Below are 18,729 nucleotides of genomic sequence, written 5' to 3'. Positions count from 1 at the left end.
CAAAGTTATTATTTTCTTTTTAATGTATATTTGAGCCTGCTAACATTAAAATTTTATGAATAAAACAATGAATAAGAAGCATCAATATAAACTCAGCAGAATTCCAATTTTCACTTTACTGATAATAGGTACCCTGATAATCATATCAGGTTTCAGAAAAGACTCCAGAAAACCATTTAAGAACTATGTTGTGCTTGTCTCATTCGATGCGTTCAGATGGGATTACAATAAGCTATTCAGTACTCCTAACCTTGATAAAATGGCAAGCGAGGGAGTAAAAGCTGACCGGATGATTCCTTCGTTTCCGACCAAGACATTTCCAAATCACTATTCAATTGCAACGGGTTTGTATCCCGATCATCACGGACTTATAGACAATAGTTTTAATGCTCCTGATCTTGGACTATTCTACAGAATGGGAGACAGGGCTGCAGTAGAAAATCCTGCATTTTATGGGGGAGAACCGATGTGGATTACAGCAGAAAAGCAGGGTGTTAAAGCCGCCTCTTTCTTTTGGGTAGGTTCTGAAGCACCTGTTGGAGGAAGGTATCCATCGTACTGGAAGAAATATGATGGAAATGTTACATACGAGGCGAGGATAGACACTGTAATGAAGTGGCTTGGTTATCCTGAAGATAAACGTCCTGAACTTGTAACTCTTTATTTCGATGAGCCTGACCTGGCCAGTCACGATTTCGGACCAACTTCCCCGGAGGTTGGGAAGAAAGTGCAATACCTTGACAGTATAGTTGGTGTGATAAGACAAAAAATTTCTGTCCTGCCAGAGGCAAAGAAAATAAACCTGATTGTCCTGTCTGATCATGGAATGGGACCTGTTTCAGGTGATAAATATGTGAGCATCAGGGCAGTCGTTCCGGAACGAATGATTGCATCCGTTACAGGAGGAAGTCCTGTATATTCGATCAACCCCAAAGAAGGTAAGCGGGATAGTATCCTCATGCTGCTTAACAGAGTAAAAGGAATTAAAGCCTGGAAGAAATCAGAACTTCCTGCCAGATGGAATTACGGGACTCATCCCCGTATCCCTGAGATTGTTGTGGTTGCTGACAGTTCATGGAGTATTGGCACCCGTCCTGATGGTTCATCTATTAGCGGAGGGGCACATGGATTTGATAATTACAATTCCGATATGTTTTCAATATTTTATGCCACAGGACCAGCCTTTAAGAAAAACTATAAATCCAAAGAACTTAATAACGTCGACATATATAACCTTGTTTGCAGGATTCTTGACATAATACCTGCTAGGAATGATGGTAATCCGGAGCGTATTAAAGGATTTTTACGGTGAGCTATGTGACACCTTCGCCAATTATTCGCCCCCCTACCCCCCTAAAGGGGGGTTAACTTCCTCTTTTGTTGGTATTTGTCTTAAAATGACGAACTTAGCCCCCCTTTAGGGGGGTTGGGGGGCAAAAATGGGAAGGATAATTAAGAGATTGATTACGTCCAGTTCAGACTTGAATTTGATTGTAAATTGGTTTTTGTTTTTCAAAAATTTCTCCGTAACATTATTATCAAAATCAGAGGCAGATGAATCGTGAAAGGATTATTAGTGATTTAAAGGAGAAATCAGGTAAAATCTGGGATATTATTATTATAGGAGGAGGAGCAACAGGATTGGGAATTGCTCTTGATGGGGCATCACGTGGCTATAGCACTCTGCTTCTTGAGCAGTCTGATTTTGCAAAAGGAACATCCTCACGAAGCACGAAGCTGGTACACGGAGGTGTAAGATATATGGCGCAGGGTGACCTGCTGCTCGTAATGGAGGCACTTCACGAACGCGGACTCATGCTGAAGAATGCACCTCATCTCACTTTTAACCAGGAATTTGTTATTCCTATATATACGATCTGGGATGCGATAATGTACACTGTAGGACTAAAATTCTACGATATTCTGGCAGGCCGGTTAAGTCTGGGTAAATCGTATTTCATAAATAAAGAAAAGACACTTTCAAAGCTTCCTCTCCTCAAATCTGAAGGGCTGAAAGGAGGAGTGGTTTATCATGATGGCCAGTTTGATGATTCACGGTTTGCTGTAGCACTTGCACAGTCCGCAACGGAAAGAGGAGGAACCATTCTGAACTATTGCAGAGTAACCAGCCTGATAAAAAATGAAAAGGGAAATGTATGCGGAGTAAAAGCTGCAGATGAGGTTTCCGGAAATGAATTCACTTTTGAAGCGAAGGTGGTTATCAATGCAACAGGGGTATTCGCCGATGATATTGCAAGGATGGATAATCCTTCCTCAAAACCAACAATAAAACCAAGTCAGGGTGTACACATAGTTCTCGATAAATCATTTCTTCAAAGTAATTCAGCAATTATGATTCCGAAGACTTCCGACGGGAGAGTATTGTTTGCCATACCCTGGTATGATGAAGTTGTTGTTGGTACTACTGATACACCTGTAGCTGATGTCACTCTGGAGCCTGTGGCTCTTGAAAAGGAAATCAATTTTATCCTGAAGACAGCTGAACTCTATCTTGTAAAACCACCGCGAAGGGAAGATGTTCTTTGCATTTTTGCAGGATTGCGTCCTCTTGCAGCCAATCCTGATAACCCTGAATCGACAAAAGAGGTCTCAAGGAGACATAAGATTACCCTCTCACCCTCAGGGCTTCTGTCGATAGTCGGAGGTAAGTGGACTACATACCGCAGGATGGCAGAAGAGACCATTGACAAAGCTATTGCTGCAGGATTTCTTAAGGATATGAAATGTATTACATCTGATCTGAAACTTACAAAACTCACTGATAACAGCAGTGCCGGACGTCTTCACATTTATGGCGAAAAATCAGCTGAAATTGAGAAGATGATTGCTGAAAACCCTGAACTTGGAGCACAGGTTGTTTCAGGTTTACCATATACAAAAGCTGAAGTAATCTGGATTTGCAGGAATGAGATGCCCGTGACAATTGAAGATCTTCTGGCCAGACGAACAAGAGCACTTTTGCTTAATGCACAGGCAAGCGCTGATGCTGCTCCCGAAGTCGCACGTTTGATGGCAGCAGAATTCGGGTATGACCAAAATTGGAAAAGCATCCAGATTGAGTCGTATAAGTCGCTGATTAACAAATATATATAAAATATTGATATTCAATTAATTACAAGGAAGATATGAAGAAATTCATTTTAGCACTTGACCAGGGAACGACAAGTTCCAGGGCAATAGTATTTGATCACAACGGGCTTCCTGTAGCAACGGCTCAAAAAGAATTTACACAGTATTTCCCTAAACCAGGTTGGGTGGAACATGATCCTGACGAGATCTGGTCGACACAGGCAGGGGTTGCACTTGAGGCGATTACCAAGGCAGGACTGGAAAGCTCAAATATTGCAGCAATAGGCATAACAAATCAACGCGAGACAACAATTGTATGGAACCGTAAGACAGGTAAACCTGTTTACAATGCAATTGTATGGCAGGACCGACGTACATCTGATTTCTGTGATCTTTTAAAAAAGGAGGGGCATAGCCGGACGATACGTGAAAAGACAGGACTAATAATAGATGCATATTTTTCTGCAACAAAGGTCAGGTGGATTCTGGAAAATGTCAAGGGAGCCCGGAAGCTTGCAGATGAAGGTCAGCTGGCTTTCGGAACAGTTGACTCATGGCTGGTCTGGAATCTTACAAAAGGTAAAATGCATATTACTGATGTGACAAATGCTTCGAGGACTATGCTCTATAATATAAATACTCTCAAATGGGATGAAGAGCTTCTGAAGATCTTTAATATTCCTGCCAGTATGCTGCCTGAAGTAAGATCATCAAGTGAAGTATATGGCAATACTGTTGGTAACTTTGCCACTGCAATACCTATAGCTGGTATTGCCGGCGATCAGCAGGCCGCTCTTTTCGGTCAGATGTGCACCGAACCGGGGATGGTAAAGAATACATATGGAACAGGTTGTTTCATGGTTATGAATATTGGAAACAAACCTATAGAATCGAAGAACCAGCTTCTGACAACCATTGCATGGAAAATTGGCAACGATACACAATATGCCCTGGAAGGAAGTATTTTTATCGCAGGAGCAGTTGTTCAGTGGCTCCGCGATGGACTTGGAATAATCAAAAAGTCAACCGATGTTGAGAAGCTTGCTGCGAAGGTTAAAGATAGTGATGGTGTATATTTTGTTCCTGCATTTGCGGGTCTGGGGGCACCTCACTGGAACCAGCATGCAAGAGGTACTATTGTTGGTATCACAAGAGGTTCCTCATCAGCTCACATAGCACGTGCTGCACTCGATAGTATTGCATACCAGACACTTGAGGTTCTTCTGGCAATGCAGAATGATTCGGGTATTGATATACGTGAATTGCGTGTTGATGGAGGTGCAACTGTAAATAATCAGCTTATGCAATTCCAGTCTGATCTTCTGCAGGCAAAAGTTGTTCGTCCGAAAATTACGGAGACAACAGCACTTGGGGCAGCTTATCTTGCCGGACTGGCAGTAAATTACTGGAGTAATATTAAAGAGGTTAAGCAGCAATGGCAGATGGACAGGACTTTTTCGCCTGAGATAAAACCTGCAGAAACTCACTCCCTGATAAAAGGATGGCACCGGGCTGTGAATGCTGCTAAAGTTTGGGCCGAAGGATAAATATTTCGGATTTCGGATTGCCGATTTCGGATTTATTGGAATCCAATTTCGACTTTAATCCGCAATCAAAAATCCGAAATCCGAAATTCTTTCAACAAAGACAAATTTATAAGATATACAGAATCTAATTTCAAGTGATAATTTAATAATTTGGTAATATGAATACATTTTTCGCTGAATTCTTTGGAACAGCAATAATCATCGTTTTTGGAGGAGGAGTAGTTGCCAATGTGCTTCTCAATAAAACAAAAGGTAACAACAGCGGCTGGATAGTAATAACTTTTGGATGGGCAGTAGGAGTGTTTACCGGAGTACTTGTGGCAGCACCGATAAGCGGGGCACATTTAAATCCGGCTGTAACACTGGCACTCGTTCTGGCCAATAAATTCTCTTTTTCACTACTGCCTCTTTATTGGTGCGCCCAGCTTTTAGGTGCAATGTTCGGGGCATTTCTTGTCTGGCTTGCATACAAAAAGCATTTTGATGCAACTGAAGATGCCGATTCAAAGCTGGCGGTATTTTGTACATCACCAAATATCAGAAGTTATTGGTATAATACACTTACAGAGATAATCGGTACATATATTTTATCTCTGGCTGTTCTATACATGGCAGCCCCTGATGTAGGACTGGGAGCACTTAATGCACTTCCTGTTTCTATTGTTGTCCTTGGACTTGGTCTGTCACTTGGCGGCCCCACCGGGTATGCAATTAATCCGGCCCGCGACCTTGGTCCGCGCATTATGCATTTCTTCCTGCCAATGCCATCAAAGCGCGACAGTGACTGGAGATATGCCTGGGTGCCTATAGTCGGTCCTCTTGTTGGCGCAGCGATAGCAGCAGGAATGTTTCTGATATTCGGAGTTTGAAAACAAAAGATTCTTCGCGATTGCGACACGATTTTTCTTTTTAAAGCAAGATTGGCATCTTATAAGAAACAGACCGGATATTGCATTCCATTATATTATATATATTCGAACCTTGGAATAAAACTTAAAAAAGCCATAATATGATAACAAAAATTTTTCGCAGAAGTATATACATTCTTTTATGCATTAGTGCATTTAGTTCTGCCATTGCTCAAGACTGGCCACAATATCTTGGTCCCAACAGAAACAGCATGTCTGCTCAGAAAGGTCTTCTACGCACATGGCCGCAGCAGGGTCCGGAAGTGCTTTGGACAACTGAAGTTGGCATCGGTTTTGGCGGTCCTGTTGTTAAAGGAGGGAAGGCCTATTTGCTTGACAGAGATGACAAAGTTGGGGATAAGATGAGATGTTTTGACCTTGCAACCGGTAAGGAACTCTGGAGTTTTAGTTATGATGCTCCCGGATCTGTAATGTTTCCCGGATCACGAAGCGTACCTGCTGTAGATGGCAACCGGGTTTATTCATGCGGACCTTATGGAGACCTTTATTGCATTGATATCAATACACATAAACCAATATGGAATAAGAATGTCTGGACTGATTATGGCGGGGCAAAAATCCCTACCTGGGCAATAAGCCAGTGTCCTATGGTTTACGGTGATCTGCTTATCCTGGCTTCACAGGCTCCTCAGGCTGGTGTTGTGGCTTACGATAAACTGACTGGAAAAGTTAAATGGGCAACCCCATCTCTCGGACCTGTTGGTTATGTAAGCCCTGCAATTGTAAAAGTTGGAAAAGAAGACCACGTTGTAATGATAACAGCTTCAGCTGGTCGCGGAGAAAGCGCCAGTGGCGGTAAAGTAGTTGGAATAGACCCAATTACAGGCAAAATTCTCTGGGAATATGGAAACTGGCAATGCTCAATCCCTGCCCCGAGTGCCGTTGACGCAGGTGAAGGAAAGATGCTGATCACCGGAGGATATAATGCAGGATCATCAATGATAAAAGTTGAGAAAAAGGCTGATGGCACCTACAATGTTACAGAACTTTTCAAGAATCCTGATTTTGGTGCACACACACAGCCTCCTGTTCTTGTTAACGGTTATTTCTACGCTCAGTATTCAACAAACGAAAGAAAAGACGGTCTGGTTTGTATGGGAATGGACGGAAAGGTAAAATGGATAACACGCAGAGCACCCTTATTTGATAAAGGTGGTATGATCCTGGCTGATGGTTTGTTGCTTGTCACAGATGGCAGCAGTAAGGTATATCTAATTGAGCCTGATCCGACAGCCTTTAAAGCGATCTCTTCTTCTGAACTACTTAAGGGTGATTCAGGCGATCAGAGGTTCCCGACACAGAACTGGGCACCGCTTGCATTAGCTGATGGTAAACTTCTTATCCGCGATCAGAGCCGTCTGATGTGTGTTAAAGTTGTAAAATGAAAAGGCAAAGCTTTCTGTCAGGTTCATTCGTCGTTACTCTCGCTCTGTGCCTGGGATTGACGATATTTAGCGGTCTGTCAGTATTTAGCCAAATCACAGCACCAGCCCCCCTTGTAAGGACACTCTCATTCGATGATGGCTGGCGTTTCATGAAAGACAGTATTGCAGGTGCTGAGAATCCGGGTTTCAACGATGCCAGTTGGAGAATCATCAGTGTGCCTCACGACTGGAGCATTGAAGATCTTCCGGGACAGAACGGTGATGACATCATCGGGCCATTCAGCAAACTTTCTGTTGACAAGATGAGTTCCGGATATACGGTTGGAGGAATTGGCTGGTATCGGAAAAGCTTTACAATTAAACCTGAAGATAAGAGCAAGATTGCCTATCTGCAGTTTGACGGAGTATACATGAATTCTGATGTCTGGATTAATGGAAAACATCTTGGATTTCATCCTTACGGGTATACACCTTTCAATTATAATATCACATCATTCCTTAATGCACCCGGAAAACCAAATGTTGTTGCTGTCCGTGTCAGAAACAAAGGATTGAATTCACGCTGGTATTCTGGTTCAGGTATCACACGTCATGTGTGGCTGACACTTGCTGATCCTGTCCATATTGATGTTGCCGGTGGTCTGTATGTTACAACTCCGTCCGTTTCGCAATATTCGGCAGATGTGAATATAGCCTCTTATATCACAAACAGTGGGTCAACGGAAAAACAAATTGTTCTTAAGACTCAGTTATATGATGCCTTGGGTAAGCAGGCTGGCGCGATAAATACCAATTCGTTAGTCAGACCTGGCCAGACAGTGGAAGTTCAACAACTCGTTACTGTTCAAAGGCCTGCTTTGTGGTCTCTTGAGGTACCCAACCTTTATGTGGCAAAAGTATCTGTAATTGAAAATGGAAAAATTATAGATTATGAGCAGGCTCAGTTCGGTATCCGAAGTATAAAAATAGATGCAAAGGCCGGTTTGACAATTAACGGCAAACCGGTTGAAATGATTGGAGGATGTTATCACCACGACAATGGTCCTCTTGGCGCAGCTTCAATTGACCGTGCTGAGGAGCGAAAAATTGAGATATTGAAGAAGTATGGTTTTAATGCCATCAGAACCAGCCACAATCCTCCATCGCCAGCATTGCTTGATGCATGCGACAAGCTCGGGATGCTTGTTGTCAATGAGGTATTCGATATGTGGGAAACCCCTAAAAAGGAGCAGGATTATCACCTTTATTTCAAAGAATGGTGGCAGAGAGATGTAGGGTCGTGGGTTAAGCGCGACAGAAACCATCCATCGGTAATAATATGGAGCATTGGGAACGAAATCCGTGAAACATTCGATACATCAGGATACAGGATCGCAAAAAATCTGACAGGTGAAATACGCAGGTTCGACAAGACCCGCTTTGTAACAGAATGTTTTAATGACTTTGCCTGGATGAGAGGTCAGAAAAGTAAATGGGATGAGATTCCTGAGCACATGGCCCTTTTTGATCTTATCGGGTATAATTATGCATGGAAGCGATATGAAGAGGATCATGTTAAATATCCCGACAGGGTTATGATTGGCAGTGAAACAAATCCTCCGCTGGCTCTTGAAAACTATGAAACAGTAAAAAAACTTCCTTATGTGATCGGATACTTTGTCTGGACAGCAACAGATAACATTGGTGAGGCAGGAGTAGGTATGCCTCAGCTAAGGGATATCACCTCAGAAGCCAATCCAGCATTACCTGCTGCCGCAAACCAGCAGGTTAATCAGGCTGCAAATGCACCGGCCGGTGCACCGGGAGCAGCTCCTGGAACACCTCCTGCAGGTGGTGGATTCTTCAGACGAGATGTATGGCCGGTATATACTAATTACCAGGGCGACATTGACATAATCGGAAACAGGAAAGTTCCGTCATATTATCAGTATGTTGTATGGGGTAAGAGCAAAGTTGAGATGTTTGTACATCGTCCAATTCCTGAAGGAAAGAAAGAGACTGTGAGCAACTGGGGATTTCCCGATGAACTTAAGAGCTGGAACTGGGCCGGACAGGAAGGTAAGAAATTCATTGTCCACGTTTATACACGAAGTCCTCTTGTGAAACTTGAGCTAAACGGCAAGGTAGTGGGTGAACAGAATATTGAACCCGGAAAATCAATTACTGCTACTTTCGAAGTACCCTATGAGCCGGGCAAGCTTGTTGCACGTTGCTTCGAGAATGGCAAGGAATCAGCATCTCAGATACTTGTAACTACTGGAAAGCCGTCTTCAGTAAGACTTATTGCAGACAGATATGATATCAAAGCTGATAGGAATGACCTCTCGTATGTGAGAGCTGAAATATTAGATCCGAATGGTAACATTGTTCCTGATGCCGATGATATCCTTGTGAATTTTGAGGTTACAGGAAGCGGTAAAGTAGCAGGAGTTGGTAGCGGTAATCCAAGAGATATGTCGAGTTTTCAGCAGCCAAAGAAAAAAGCATATCAGGGGATCTGCCTTGCGATAATACGTCCTGAGAAACCGGGAAATATCTATGTCAAGGCAACTGCTGCAGGATTGAAGGATGCAAATATTGTAATAGCTGCCAAATAAATTGCAGCCTGACTATAAAATAGCTTTTATGGAAAACAGGCTTAAGCGGTTGAATTACTTTTTATTTGGGGTACTTGTTTGTCTCTTACTTCTTTCATGTCAACACAGCAGTACTAATTGCATCTCCGGCAAAGCAACACTATTTGATTCTGACTGGCGCTTCAGGAAAGACTCGATTTCTGGTGCCGAGTCAGCTGATTTCGATGATTCTGACTGGAGAGTTATTGATATTCCGCATGACTGGAGTATTGAAGATCTGCCGGGGCAGAATGGTGTGGATATTATAGGACCATTCGACAGATCTGCAATTGATAAAGGTAGTTCTGGCTATATGGTGGGTGGTACAGGCTGGTACAGGAAGAAATTTACAATCAGCAGGGAGGATAAAGATAAGATCCTATACCTGCAGTTTGATGGTGTGTACATGAAATCAGATGTCTGGCTAAACGGGAAACATCTTGGATTTCATCCTTATGGATACACACCTTTTTATTATAATATTACTGAATATCTGAATCCTCCGGGCAAGCCTAATATTGTTGCTGTTCGTGTTAAAAATGAAGGAATGAATTCCAGATGGTATTCAGGATCAGGTATTTACAGGCATGTTTGGATTATTATAAAAGATCAGGTTCACATAGATGTTTCAGGCGGCATATACATTACAACCCCAATCGTCTCTGAAAACTCTGCGGTGGTGAAAGTTGATGCAACAATCGTAAACCGCGGTAACAGTAATGAAGAAATTGAATTGCGTACAGAGCTGTTTGATCCGGAAGATAAACTGGTTACAACTATTACCAGTTCAGCAGTGGTATCAGGCGAAACCTGTAATGTTTCTCAGGAGACTCAGGTAAGTATGCCATCTCTGTGGTCTATTGATGAACCACATCTTTATCTTGCCAGGGTTTCTGTACTTAAAAATGGCAATGTAATTGATGTTCAGGAAACTCATTTCGGAATCAGGAGTATAAAAATAGATGCTGAGAACGGATTTACATTAAATGGCAAGCCTGTTGAACTGATAGGTGGATGTATACACAATGATAACGGGCCACTGGGTGCTGTTTCAATCGACCGCGCTGAGGAAAGGAAGATTGAAATACTTAAAAGCAGTGGATTCAATGCAATCCGAACTGCACACACTCCGCCATCAGCAGCATTGCTCGATGCCTGCGACAGGTTAGGAATGGTAGTTATTGATGAAATCTTTGATATGTGGGAAACTGCAAAGAGGAATCAGGACTACCACCTTTGGTTTAGGGAATGGTGGCAGAGAGATGTGGAGTCGTGGGTTAAACGCGACAGAAATCACCCATCTGTTATCATCTGGAGTATAGGTAATGAAATCAGGGAGGCTTTTGATACCTCAGGACTAAGAATTGCAGGAAATCTGACAGGAGAAATCCGGCGATTAGACCAAACACGCTGGGTCACAGAGTGTTTTATGGATTTTGCATGGATGAGGGGTCAAAAAAGCAAGTGGCATGAGATCCCCGATCACCTTGCCCTCTTTGATTTAATAGGCTATAATTATGCATATAAAAGATATGAGGAGGATCATATTAAATACCCTCAGCGTGTAATGGCAGGTACTGAAACTAATCCCCCGCTGGCTCTGGAGAATTTTGAGATAGTAAAGAGACTTCCTTATGTAATAGGGTATTTTGTATGGACAGCAACAGATAATCTTGGAGAGGCGGGCAGGGGCATGCCTCAGTTGAGGAGTATAATTCCTGATACCAGTAATTTACAGGGGGCAGGTGGAGGATTCAACCGTGATGCCTGGCCTGTATTCACTAATTACCAGGGAGATATCGACCTTATCGGAAACAGGAAGGTTCCTTCATACTATCAGTCTGTGGTTTGGGGCAAGAGCAAAGTTGAAATGTTTGTCCATCGTCCTGTTCCCGAAGGCAAAACCGAGGTAACAAGTAACTGGGGATTCCCTGATGAGATGAAGAGCTGGAACTGGTACGGCCATGAGGGTGAAAAAATGCTGGTGCATGTCTACTCACGAAGTCAGCAGATCAGGCTTGAGTTAAATGGCAGGATTGTTGGAGAACAGAATACTGAAGCAGGTAAATCTATAACTACTTCTTTTGAAATACCATGGGAGGCTGGCAGACTGATTGCCCGCTGCTTTGACGATGGAATGGAGACAGCAACCCAAATTCTGGAAACAACCGGTGAGCCTGAGGCTATTCGACTGGTTGCTGACAGAACCAGGATCAGGGCAGACAGAAATGATCTGTCGTATGTTATGGCTGAAATAATAGATGCCAAAGGGAATATTGTTCCTTCTGCCGATGATATTCTTGTAACCTTTAATATAAAAGGTAAAGGAGAACTTGCTGGTGTAGGGAGTGGAAATCCGGCAGATTTATCCAGCTTTCAACAGCCGGAGAAAAAAAGCTTTCAGGGCATATGTCTGGCTATAATCAGACCGGAATCTAGTCCCGGGAAAATATATGTCAGGGCCACTGCAAAAGGATTGAAGGATGCCTTCCTGACTATAACAGCTGAATAAATATTACTATAACGTACAAGATCCTGAACATTTATGAATATTGAAAACCGTTCATAAATTTTGAAATGATTAAAACATCACCTAAATTTAGAATAGTTTAAATTCCTGAAATTTTACTGCAGGAACTGATAACAAAGGCATTGGTAACCAGGATCTGAAACTCAATTAATTACAAAAATAGTTATTATGAAAAGACGTACTTTTGTTAAATCCGTTGCGGCAACCGGAGCAGGACTGATTATCCTTCCGGGAGGTATTCTCTCAGGAAAAAGTCCAAGTGATAAACTCAATATTGCCCTCATTGGTGCACATGGTCGCGGTAGTCAGCATTATCAGGCGCTGGCCAGCGAGAATGTTGTTGCTATATGCGATGTACATGCAGGAAATATGGCACTGGCTGCGAAACAGTATCCAAATGCAAAACAATACACCGACTGGCGCAAATGCCTTGAACAAAAAGATATAGACGCAGTATTTATCTGTACACCTGATCATCACCATGCTTTTATCAGCATCTGGGCAATGAATCGCGGAAAACATGTTTATTGCGAGAAGCCTGTAGGTGAATGCGTTACAGAAGCACGTGAGGTTCGGAAAGTATATCTTGCAAACAAGAATAAACTTGCCACACAGCATGGTACACAGCGACATGCAAATGAGAATTTTAACCGGGTATCTGAACTTGTTCGCGGCGGTGCTGTTGGAGAACTGAAAGAGGTAGTTGCATGGGGTAACCGTACTCATGATAAGACCGGTTATCTTCCTGCAGCAGGACCTGCACCAGCTGATATTGACTGGGAACAGTGGATCGGTCCGGTTCAGATGCATCCTTTTAATCCGGGCTATTTCGGCGCAAGACCGGGAGCAGGTTGTCTTTTGTGGAATATGTACCATGATTTCGGCAGCTGGCAGAACGGAGACATGGGCGCCCATACGATGGACCTGGCCTGGAATGCAATAGATGCAGGCCAGCCTACAAGCGCCTGGGCAGAGGGAGACCCTTTCAATAATGAGGTTGTAGCCTCTAACCTTCATACAAAATTCAATTTTCCTGCCAACGACTGGCGCGGACCAATTACTGTTGAGTGGTACCAGGGTAAGTTAAGTCCCGCCTCCCCGAATCCAGCCGTTGACATTCTTAAAATTGGTCATGGTGCGATGTTCAAAGGCACAAAGGGAACTCTTGTAGCTGACTTTACAAACCGTATGCTTCTGCCAAATCGGAGCGGAGCAGACATGACTTACTACAAATCACCAAATAGCAGTCAGGTTGCACCTCCTATGGGAGATTTTGTTGCTCAGTGGTTCAATGCATGCAAGGGTGACCTTAAGACAGACTGCGATTTTGATTATGCAGGCCGTATGATTGAGACATTAATGCTCGGTCTTGCAGCTCATCAGGCAGGTAAGGAATTGCAATATGATCCGGTTGCAGGCAGGGTTACAAATGATTCAGCTGCGAATGCCTTCCTGACAAAGGAATATCGCAAGGGTTGGGTACTTAACGGATAATTTTTTTTATTCATTACAGACTGACCAAATATTTTTTAGACATTAGTATTAATAATTAACCCGTTTCAGGATGATTAGAAGATCCAAATTTTTGATTATAATTTTATTTCTTTCTGCTGGCATTTATTCCTTTGCATATGGCCAGGAAACAGGCTCTTTTACAGATGCAAGAGATGGTAAGGTTTACAAAACAGTTAAAATCAACGATCAGGTATGGATGGGAGAAAACCTTGCGTTTAAAACTGCAAGCGGATGCTCTGTCTATGAAAATGTAAACGACTATTTAAAGATTCATGGTTACTTATATACATGGGAAGCTGCAACAAAAGCCTGTCCCGATGGCTGGCATCTGCCTTCAATGCAGGACTGGTGGTATTTATCTAACTTTCTTGGAGGAGATGAACAGTCAGGAGGTAAGTTAAAACAGACAGGAACAGCTACCTGGAAGAGCCCTAATACCGGAGCCACAAATTCAAGTGGTTTTACTGCACTAGCCAGCGGGCAGGGCGGTGATAAAGCGATGGAACACCTGGGAAATACAACCTATTTCTGGACAAATGTAGATGATGATGATGTTACAACCTGGTGCGGGGCATTATACTCTTCCAAGCCTGATCTGTCTCTTTACCCGGTAAATAAGAAAAACGGGTTTTCTATTCGTTGTATTAAAAACTCTGACAAAGAGGAGAAGACTTTTGATTTCTGGGAGTAAACATTGATTGTGACAATATTAAAAAGCCCTGTTGAGATGCATCAGGGCTTTTTTTACGACGAGATATTTGCAATATCTAACCTTAACTTAATTAATGATATTCAGAACATCTATGAGCTGGATGTCATGATCTATAATAAAATTGCGATGTTCTAACACTTGACTTGAATCGAAAAAGGAAGTAATTTTGGTATAATGAGAAAACGTAAGGACACCGGATTCCTATTGTTTCTAGTTTTATCAACTTTTATGTTTAATTCCTGCCAAAAACAGGAAGACTATGATTTGTTCCCTCTTATCTTGGGGAATGAATTTTATTACACATATTCCAAATACCGTTTTACCGGAATTTCTGCTTATACTAATGGGACTGAAACCTGGAAGGTAACATCTGTATTAGAAGAAGACAGGTCAGTTAATTATCGTATCGAACGCATACTGAATGCCACTATTAAAGTTGCTGGTCAGACAATAGTAATATCAGATAGTATTTCCTACTTAACAATAATTGAAGATAAATCATCTTCACTGTTATCATTTTCATCATCGTTATCAATATGGAAAATCAGTTTTAAAAGATTTCAGGATGATAACATTTATGAACTTAAGCAAGAGGGGAATTCAAGTACCACACGTTGGAGTTTCAGATTTAAGGCAGATAGTGGGATGACACATTTTACTTATTATCATCCTCCTAACCAGATTACTAATGAATCACTTACTTTGGATAGTCTTAAGATAATTAATTAGGATACGGAAAGTCTGAGCAATACTTGAGTTTGGAAGGATTAATTCATGATCTGTTTTAGGGTGCTTTACACCAAGGCTTTTTCTTTGTAGACAGGAGGTTTGAAGTATCTAACCTTGAATTATTTATAGGCATGATTTGTCTGCTTCAAATTCTGCTGTGAAAAATATTCTTCATGTCATTATTAAAGGATGCTAAAGCTACAAAACATACTAACATAATTACACAAATCCAGGCAAACCAGTCCCCGGCCCAGGAATATATTGTCTTCATTCCTTTTACAGGTAACTCAGTAATAATAGACCTGTTTTTCAATGTTTTATAAAAATCCAATTGAGAAAGAACTCTTCCCTGGTAGTCTGCTCCCATCGTGAGTCCCTCAAGAGTTGTTCTAAGCATTGAGCATCCGTTTTCAACAGCACGGAACATTGATATTTCAGTATGCATGTTTGCTGCTCCTCTGGCTGGTTCGTCTCCAGGAACAATAAGGATGTCCACACCTTTTTTACCTGCTTGTCTTATAAAGCGGTGAAATTCCATCTCGAAACAGATTGGTGAGGCAATTCTCCCATAAGGAGTGTTGATTATTTCGACCATGTTACCTCTGTAAAAACTGGCATTTGGATTTCTTCCTTTGTAATGATCGTATTCGATCTGCCCGTCGGGCCGGATTGCAAGTACATGATTCTGATCAGGCCCTTTGTAATCACCGAGTACAAGCAGGCTGGGGAAAAAGTAAATCTGATTTTCCCTGGCGAAATTCTGCATACGGTTTATTAATGCAGCCTCATCCTCTGCAAACACAACAGCATTGCCACTTGCCCATGAGAGAATTCTGATCCCTGAAGGAATGAGCTTTTCTGAAGTAGCAAACAATTCATCCTGAACCTTAAATGTTAAGGCACGGTATTTTTCTTTCTCCCTGAGCTTATCTGCCTCCGACTTATCATCTTCATATATATAGAACATATTGTCTTCTTCAAAGCCGACTATTACTGATCCAACCTTGACCGTGCCAGAATCCGGAGCAAAGAAAGCCAGGCGGATACTGCCCCACATTACTATCAGAAGGAAAAGTCCTGTGAATACAGTAACAGGGATTTTAACTTTCTTCAGTTCGAATTTTTCTTCCCATAACAAATTGATTATGGAGGCTAACCATCCGACAAGGAAGGAGGGACCCCATATTCCTGTTATTGAAACAAGCTGTATAAGAGGTTTTAGCGAGAACATTGACCCGGTCCAGTGAAGTATGGTCCCTAGTTGTTCAACATATGAGAGGAGGAACTGTATCACAATAAGGGAAGCAGGATATACCATGGTTGAAAGGAGCTGACTGTTGATTTTTCGGTACAGGAGCCGGTCAACAAGGCATGGGATCATTATATAAAGTGTAAAGCTTACAGCAATGAGAATTTTAAATCCCGGTTCCACCTGTTCAGCAAGACCTATGAACCAGATATGTGAAGTCAATAGGATAAATGGGAAAGCCAGCAGGATTCCCCGGGATCCGGGTTGCATCCTGAAATATCTCAGAAAGAATATTGAACCGATCCAGGTTGTGACCGGGAGGTTCCATTTGCCGCCCATAAACAATAGAAAGATGCATCCTAACAGAAGCCAGAGGAAATTTCTCCCAAAATCATTTCTCTCATTTTTCTCCATAATTATCTCATTTAAGATTTATTTATAGCATACTTCAGAGGATAAAAATAGATATGGTTATATCAGATATACAAGATAATTCCCGGAAGCGGGACATTTCATAACCTGAATTGTACTTCTGCGGATGCGGATTGGACAGGGGTCTTATTTATTAAGCCACTCTTTGAAGCCCTGAACCCTTTCACGGCTTACTATAACTTCATGATTGTCAGGCAGGAGTTGCATGATCAGCCGGCGGTTAAAATAGCCTGAAAATTTATTAATAGCTTTAATACTTGCAATGGTATTTCGGTTTACCTGAAAAAACTGTTCAGGATCAAGTAAATCACTCAATTCAGTAATACTGTGTTCTACAATTGATCTTCCCCCTTTCAGTAATCCTGCAAACACCAGTCCATCTTCAGCAAAGAAAAATGCAATTTCATCTGATGAAAGGTATTTGTAATTATTGCCCGACTTTACAAGAAACCTCCGCTTATAGGTTTTCTGACCCGTCGAAATGATTTGATTATACTCTTTAAGATTTACTTTCAGATATGCTTCCTTCGTTCTAATAAATTTGTCAAAAGCCTTTTTTAGATCATCAGAATTCAATGGTTTCAGTAAATAATCAATACTGTTCAACCTGAAGGCATTTAATGCAAATTCGTTATAGGCAGTTATAAATATCACAGGAAGTTTCAAATTCACCTGATCAAAAAGATCAAATGACGTTCCGTCGGTCAGCTGGATATCTGCAAGAATTAGGTCTGGCATCTCAGTATTGTGTATAAACCATTGCATTCCCGTTGCAACCGAATCAATCACTGCAAGTACAGAATATGAGTTATCGTATTGTTTTATAAACCTTATGATCAGATCTGCAGTGCGTTGCTCATCTTCTATAATCAATATCTTCATACTTCAACTGAGTTTGGGAAGTTTTACAACAAAATAATTACCTGATTCCTCTATAAGCACCTCCTTATTGCTTTCCAGGGCATATCTCTTTCTGATATTTTTCAATCCAATACCTGTTGATTCCTGCAACAATTTACGTCTGCTTATATTATTGCGTACAATAATATATTCTTCATCTTCAAGGATCTCAACTACCAACAGGTTCTCCTTTGTAAATACGTTATGTTTCACAGCATTCTCAGCGAGCATCAGAAGTGAGTGAGGGAGTATTCTGCATCCTGATCTGGTTTGTGCCGTCAGTTTCACAATTAAATTGATAAGATCCTGATAACGGATTTTAATCAGGAAATAGTAGGAATCCAGTATTTCAAGCTCTTTTTCAACGATGACAACATTATCGGTATTTGTTTCAAGGATATAACGATAATGTTTCGCCAAATGTGAAATATAAGCAGCTGAAAGTTCAGTATCTTCATAAATCAATGATGACAGTACACTTAAACTGTTAAAGAAGAAGTGAGGATCAACCTGATTTTTAAGCGCTGTATATTGGGCAGTAATACTCTCCTTCTTCTGCTGAGCCGCTGCAACCTCCAATTCTTTCATATTCTTTACTGAAGTAATAAAAATATGAGCTCCATATACCAGTATGAAAAACAATATGAATCCAAAAAGTAATTCGGGATTTATTTTGATTGATTTTAAAATATCAAATGAGCCAAATAAGGCCGGATTTAAAAATGGCACATCATCTGTGCTTACAATTCCGAATAGGTCGTCCATCAAAGCATATCCATAGCTAAAGATCATCGATCCTGCAATGACAAGTAGCAACATGACCATAGTTACTAGAAAAAGCCTGCGGTACCATATTCTCTTGTCCTGTGAATTTCTAACAAGCTTGTTGTAGATCAAGCTGCAGACTTTCCAGAAAAGCATCCAGTAAATAACAAAATATAGGCTGAATACCAGACTTCTTAGGCTTGGTTCAAACGCACCTGAAAATGTCTGATCGCCCTGTTTGAATAGTAAATGAAATATTATTACTACTGAAAGGCGAAGGAAAAAGCTTTGCATATTATTATTCATTGCTGTAAAGCCTTCAGGAATGAAA

The 18,729-nt window shown here is 41.5% G+C and carries 13 protein-coding genes; 10 read left to right on the top strand and 3 right to left on the bottom strand.

The annotated features are described in order from the left end of the window. The first annotated feature begins 67 nt into the window (after positions 1–67). From IPJ16_17945 to IPJ16_17900, 10 genes are all read left to right on the top strand, one after another. Positions 68–1,312, top strand: coding sequence for an alkaline phosphatase family protein (locus IPJ16_17945; protein MBK7629050.1), 1,245 nt, complete (start codon positions 68–70; stop codon positions 1,310–1,312). Positions 1,313–1,554: 242 nt separating this feature from the next. Then, positions 1,555–3,114, top strand: coding sequence for a glycerol-3-phosphate dehydrogenase/oxidase (locus tag IPJ16_17940; protein ID MBK7629049.1), 1,560 nt, complete (start codon positions 1,555–1,557; stop codon positions 3,112–3,114). Between the two features lie 32 nt (positions 3,115–3,146). After that, positions 3,147–4,637 carry a glycerol kinase GlpK gene (gene glpK, locus IPJ16_17935; GenBank protein ID MBK7629048.1) on the top strand — a complete coding sequence of 497 codons (1,491 nt, stop codon included), beginning with the start codon at positions 3,147–3,149 and terminating at the stop codon, positions 4,635–4,637. A 158-nt stretch (positions 4,638–4,795) separates the two neighbouring features. Next, positions 4,796–5,506: an aquaporin family protein gene (locus IPJ16_17930; GenBank protein MBK7629047.1), complete on the top strand. Its 711-nt coding sequence runs from the start codon at positions 4,796–4,798 to the stop codon at positions 5,504–5,506. A gap of 140 nt (positions 5,507–5,646) precedes the next feature. After that, the gene (locus tag IPJ16_17925) at positions 5,647–6,951 is read left to right on the top strand and encodes a PQQ-like beta-propeller repeat protein (protein MBK7629046.1); all 1,305 of its coding nucleotides are present in this window, start codon (positions 5,647–5,649) and stop codon (positions 6,949–6,951) included. Continuing rightward, positions 6,948–9,548 carry a DUF4982 domain-containing protein gene (locus IPJ16_17920; GenBank protein ID MBK7629045.1) on the top strand — a complete coding sequence of 867 codons (2,601 nt, stop codon included), beginning with the start codon at positions 6,948–6,950 and terminating at the stop codon, positions 9,546–9,548. The genes IPJ16_17925 and IPJ16_17920 overlap by 4 nt, the downstream gene beginning before the upstream one ends. 28 nt (positions 9,549–9,576) lie before the next feature. Next, positions 9,577–12,078 carry a DUF4982 domain-containing protein gene (locus IPJ16_17915; protein ID MBK7629044.1) on the top strand — a complete coding sequence of 834 codons (2,502 nt, stop codon included), beginning with the start codon at positions 9,577–9,579 and terminating at the stop codon, positions 12,076–12,078. 186 nt (positions 12,079–12,264) lie between these two features. Next, entirely contained in the window at positions 12,265–13,590 is a 1,326-nt protein-coding gene (locus IPJ16_17910; protein ID MBK7629043.1) for a Gfo/Idh/MocA family oxidoreductase, read from the top strand. Between the two features lie 70 nt (positions 13,591–13,660). Beyond that, positions 13,661–14,302 (top strand): hypothetical protein, encoded by a 642-nt coding sequence (locus tag IPJ16_17905; GenBank protein ID MBK7629042.1) that lies wholly within the window; start codon positions 13,661–13,663, stop codon positions 14,300–14,302. A gap of 195 nt (positions 14,303–14,497) precedes the next feature. Next, positions 14,498–15,052, top strand: coding sequence for a hypothetical protein (locus IPJ16_17900; GenBank protein MBK7629041.1), 555 nt, complete (start codon positions 14,498–14,500; stop codon positions 15,050–15,052). A 145-nt stretch (positions 15,053–15,197) separates the two neighbouring features. On the opposite strand, the gene IPJ16_17895 is transcribed toward IPJ16_17900, so the two are convergent. From IPJ16_17895 to IPJ16_17885, 3 genes are all read right to left on the bottom strand, one after another. Beyond that, the gene (locus IPJ16_17895; GenBank protein ID MBK7629040.1) at positions 15,198–16,715 is read right to left on the bottom strand and encodes a hypothetical protein; all 1,518 of its coding nucleotides are present in this window, start codon (positions 16,713–16,715) and stop codon (positions 15,198–15,200) included. Between the two features lie 144 nt (positions 16,716–16,859). Further along, complete coding sequence (locus tag IPJ16_17890; protein MBK7629039.1) at positions 16,860–17,615, bottom strand: response regulator transcription factor; 756 nt, start codon at positions 17,613–17,615, stop codon at positions 16,860–16,862. Positions 17,616–17,618: 3 nt separating this feature from the next. Then, positions 17,619–18,692 carry a sensor histidine kinase gene (locus IPJ16_17885; GenBank protein MBK7629038.1) on the bottom strand — a complete coding sequence of 358 codons (1,074 nt, stop codon included), beginning with the start codon at positions 18,690–18,692 and terminating at the stop codon, positions 17,619–17,621. Between the last annotated feature and the right edge of the window lie 37 nt (positions 18,693–18,729).

Source organism: Bacteroidales bacterium, from assembly GCA_016709865.1.
GTDB lineage: Bacteria > Bacteroidota > Bacteroidia > Bacteroidales > VadinHA17 > LD21.
This window is presented reverse-complemented; position numbering and strand designations above follow the sequence as displayed.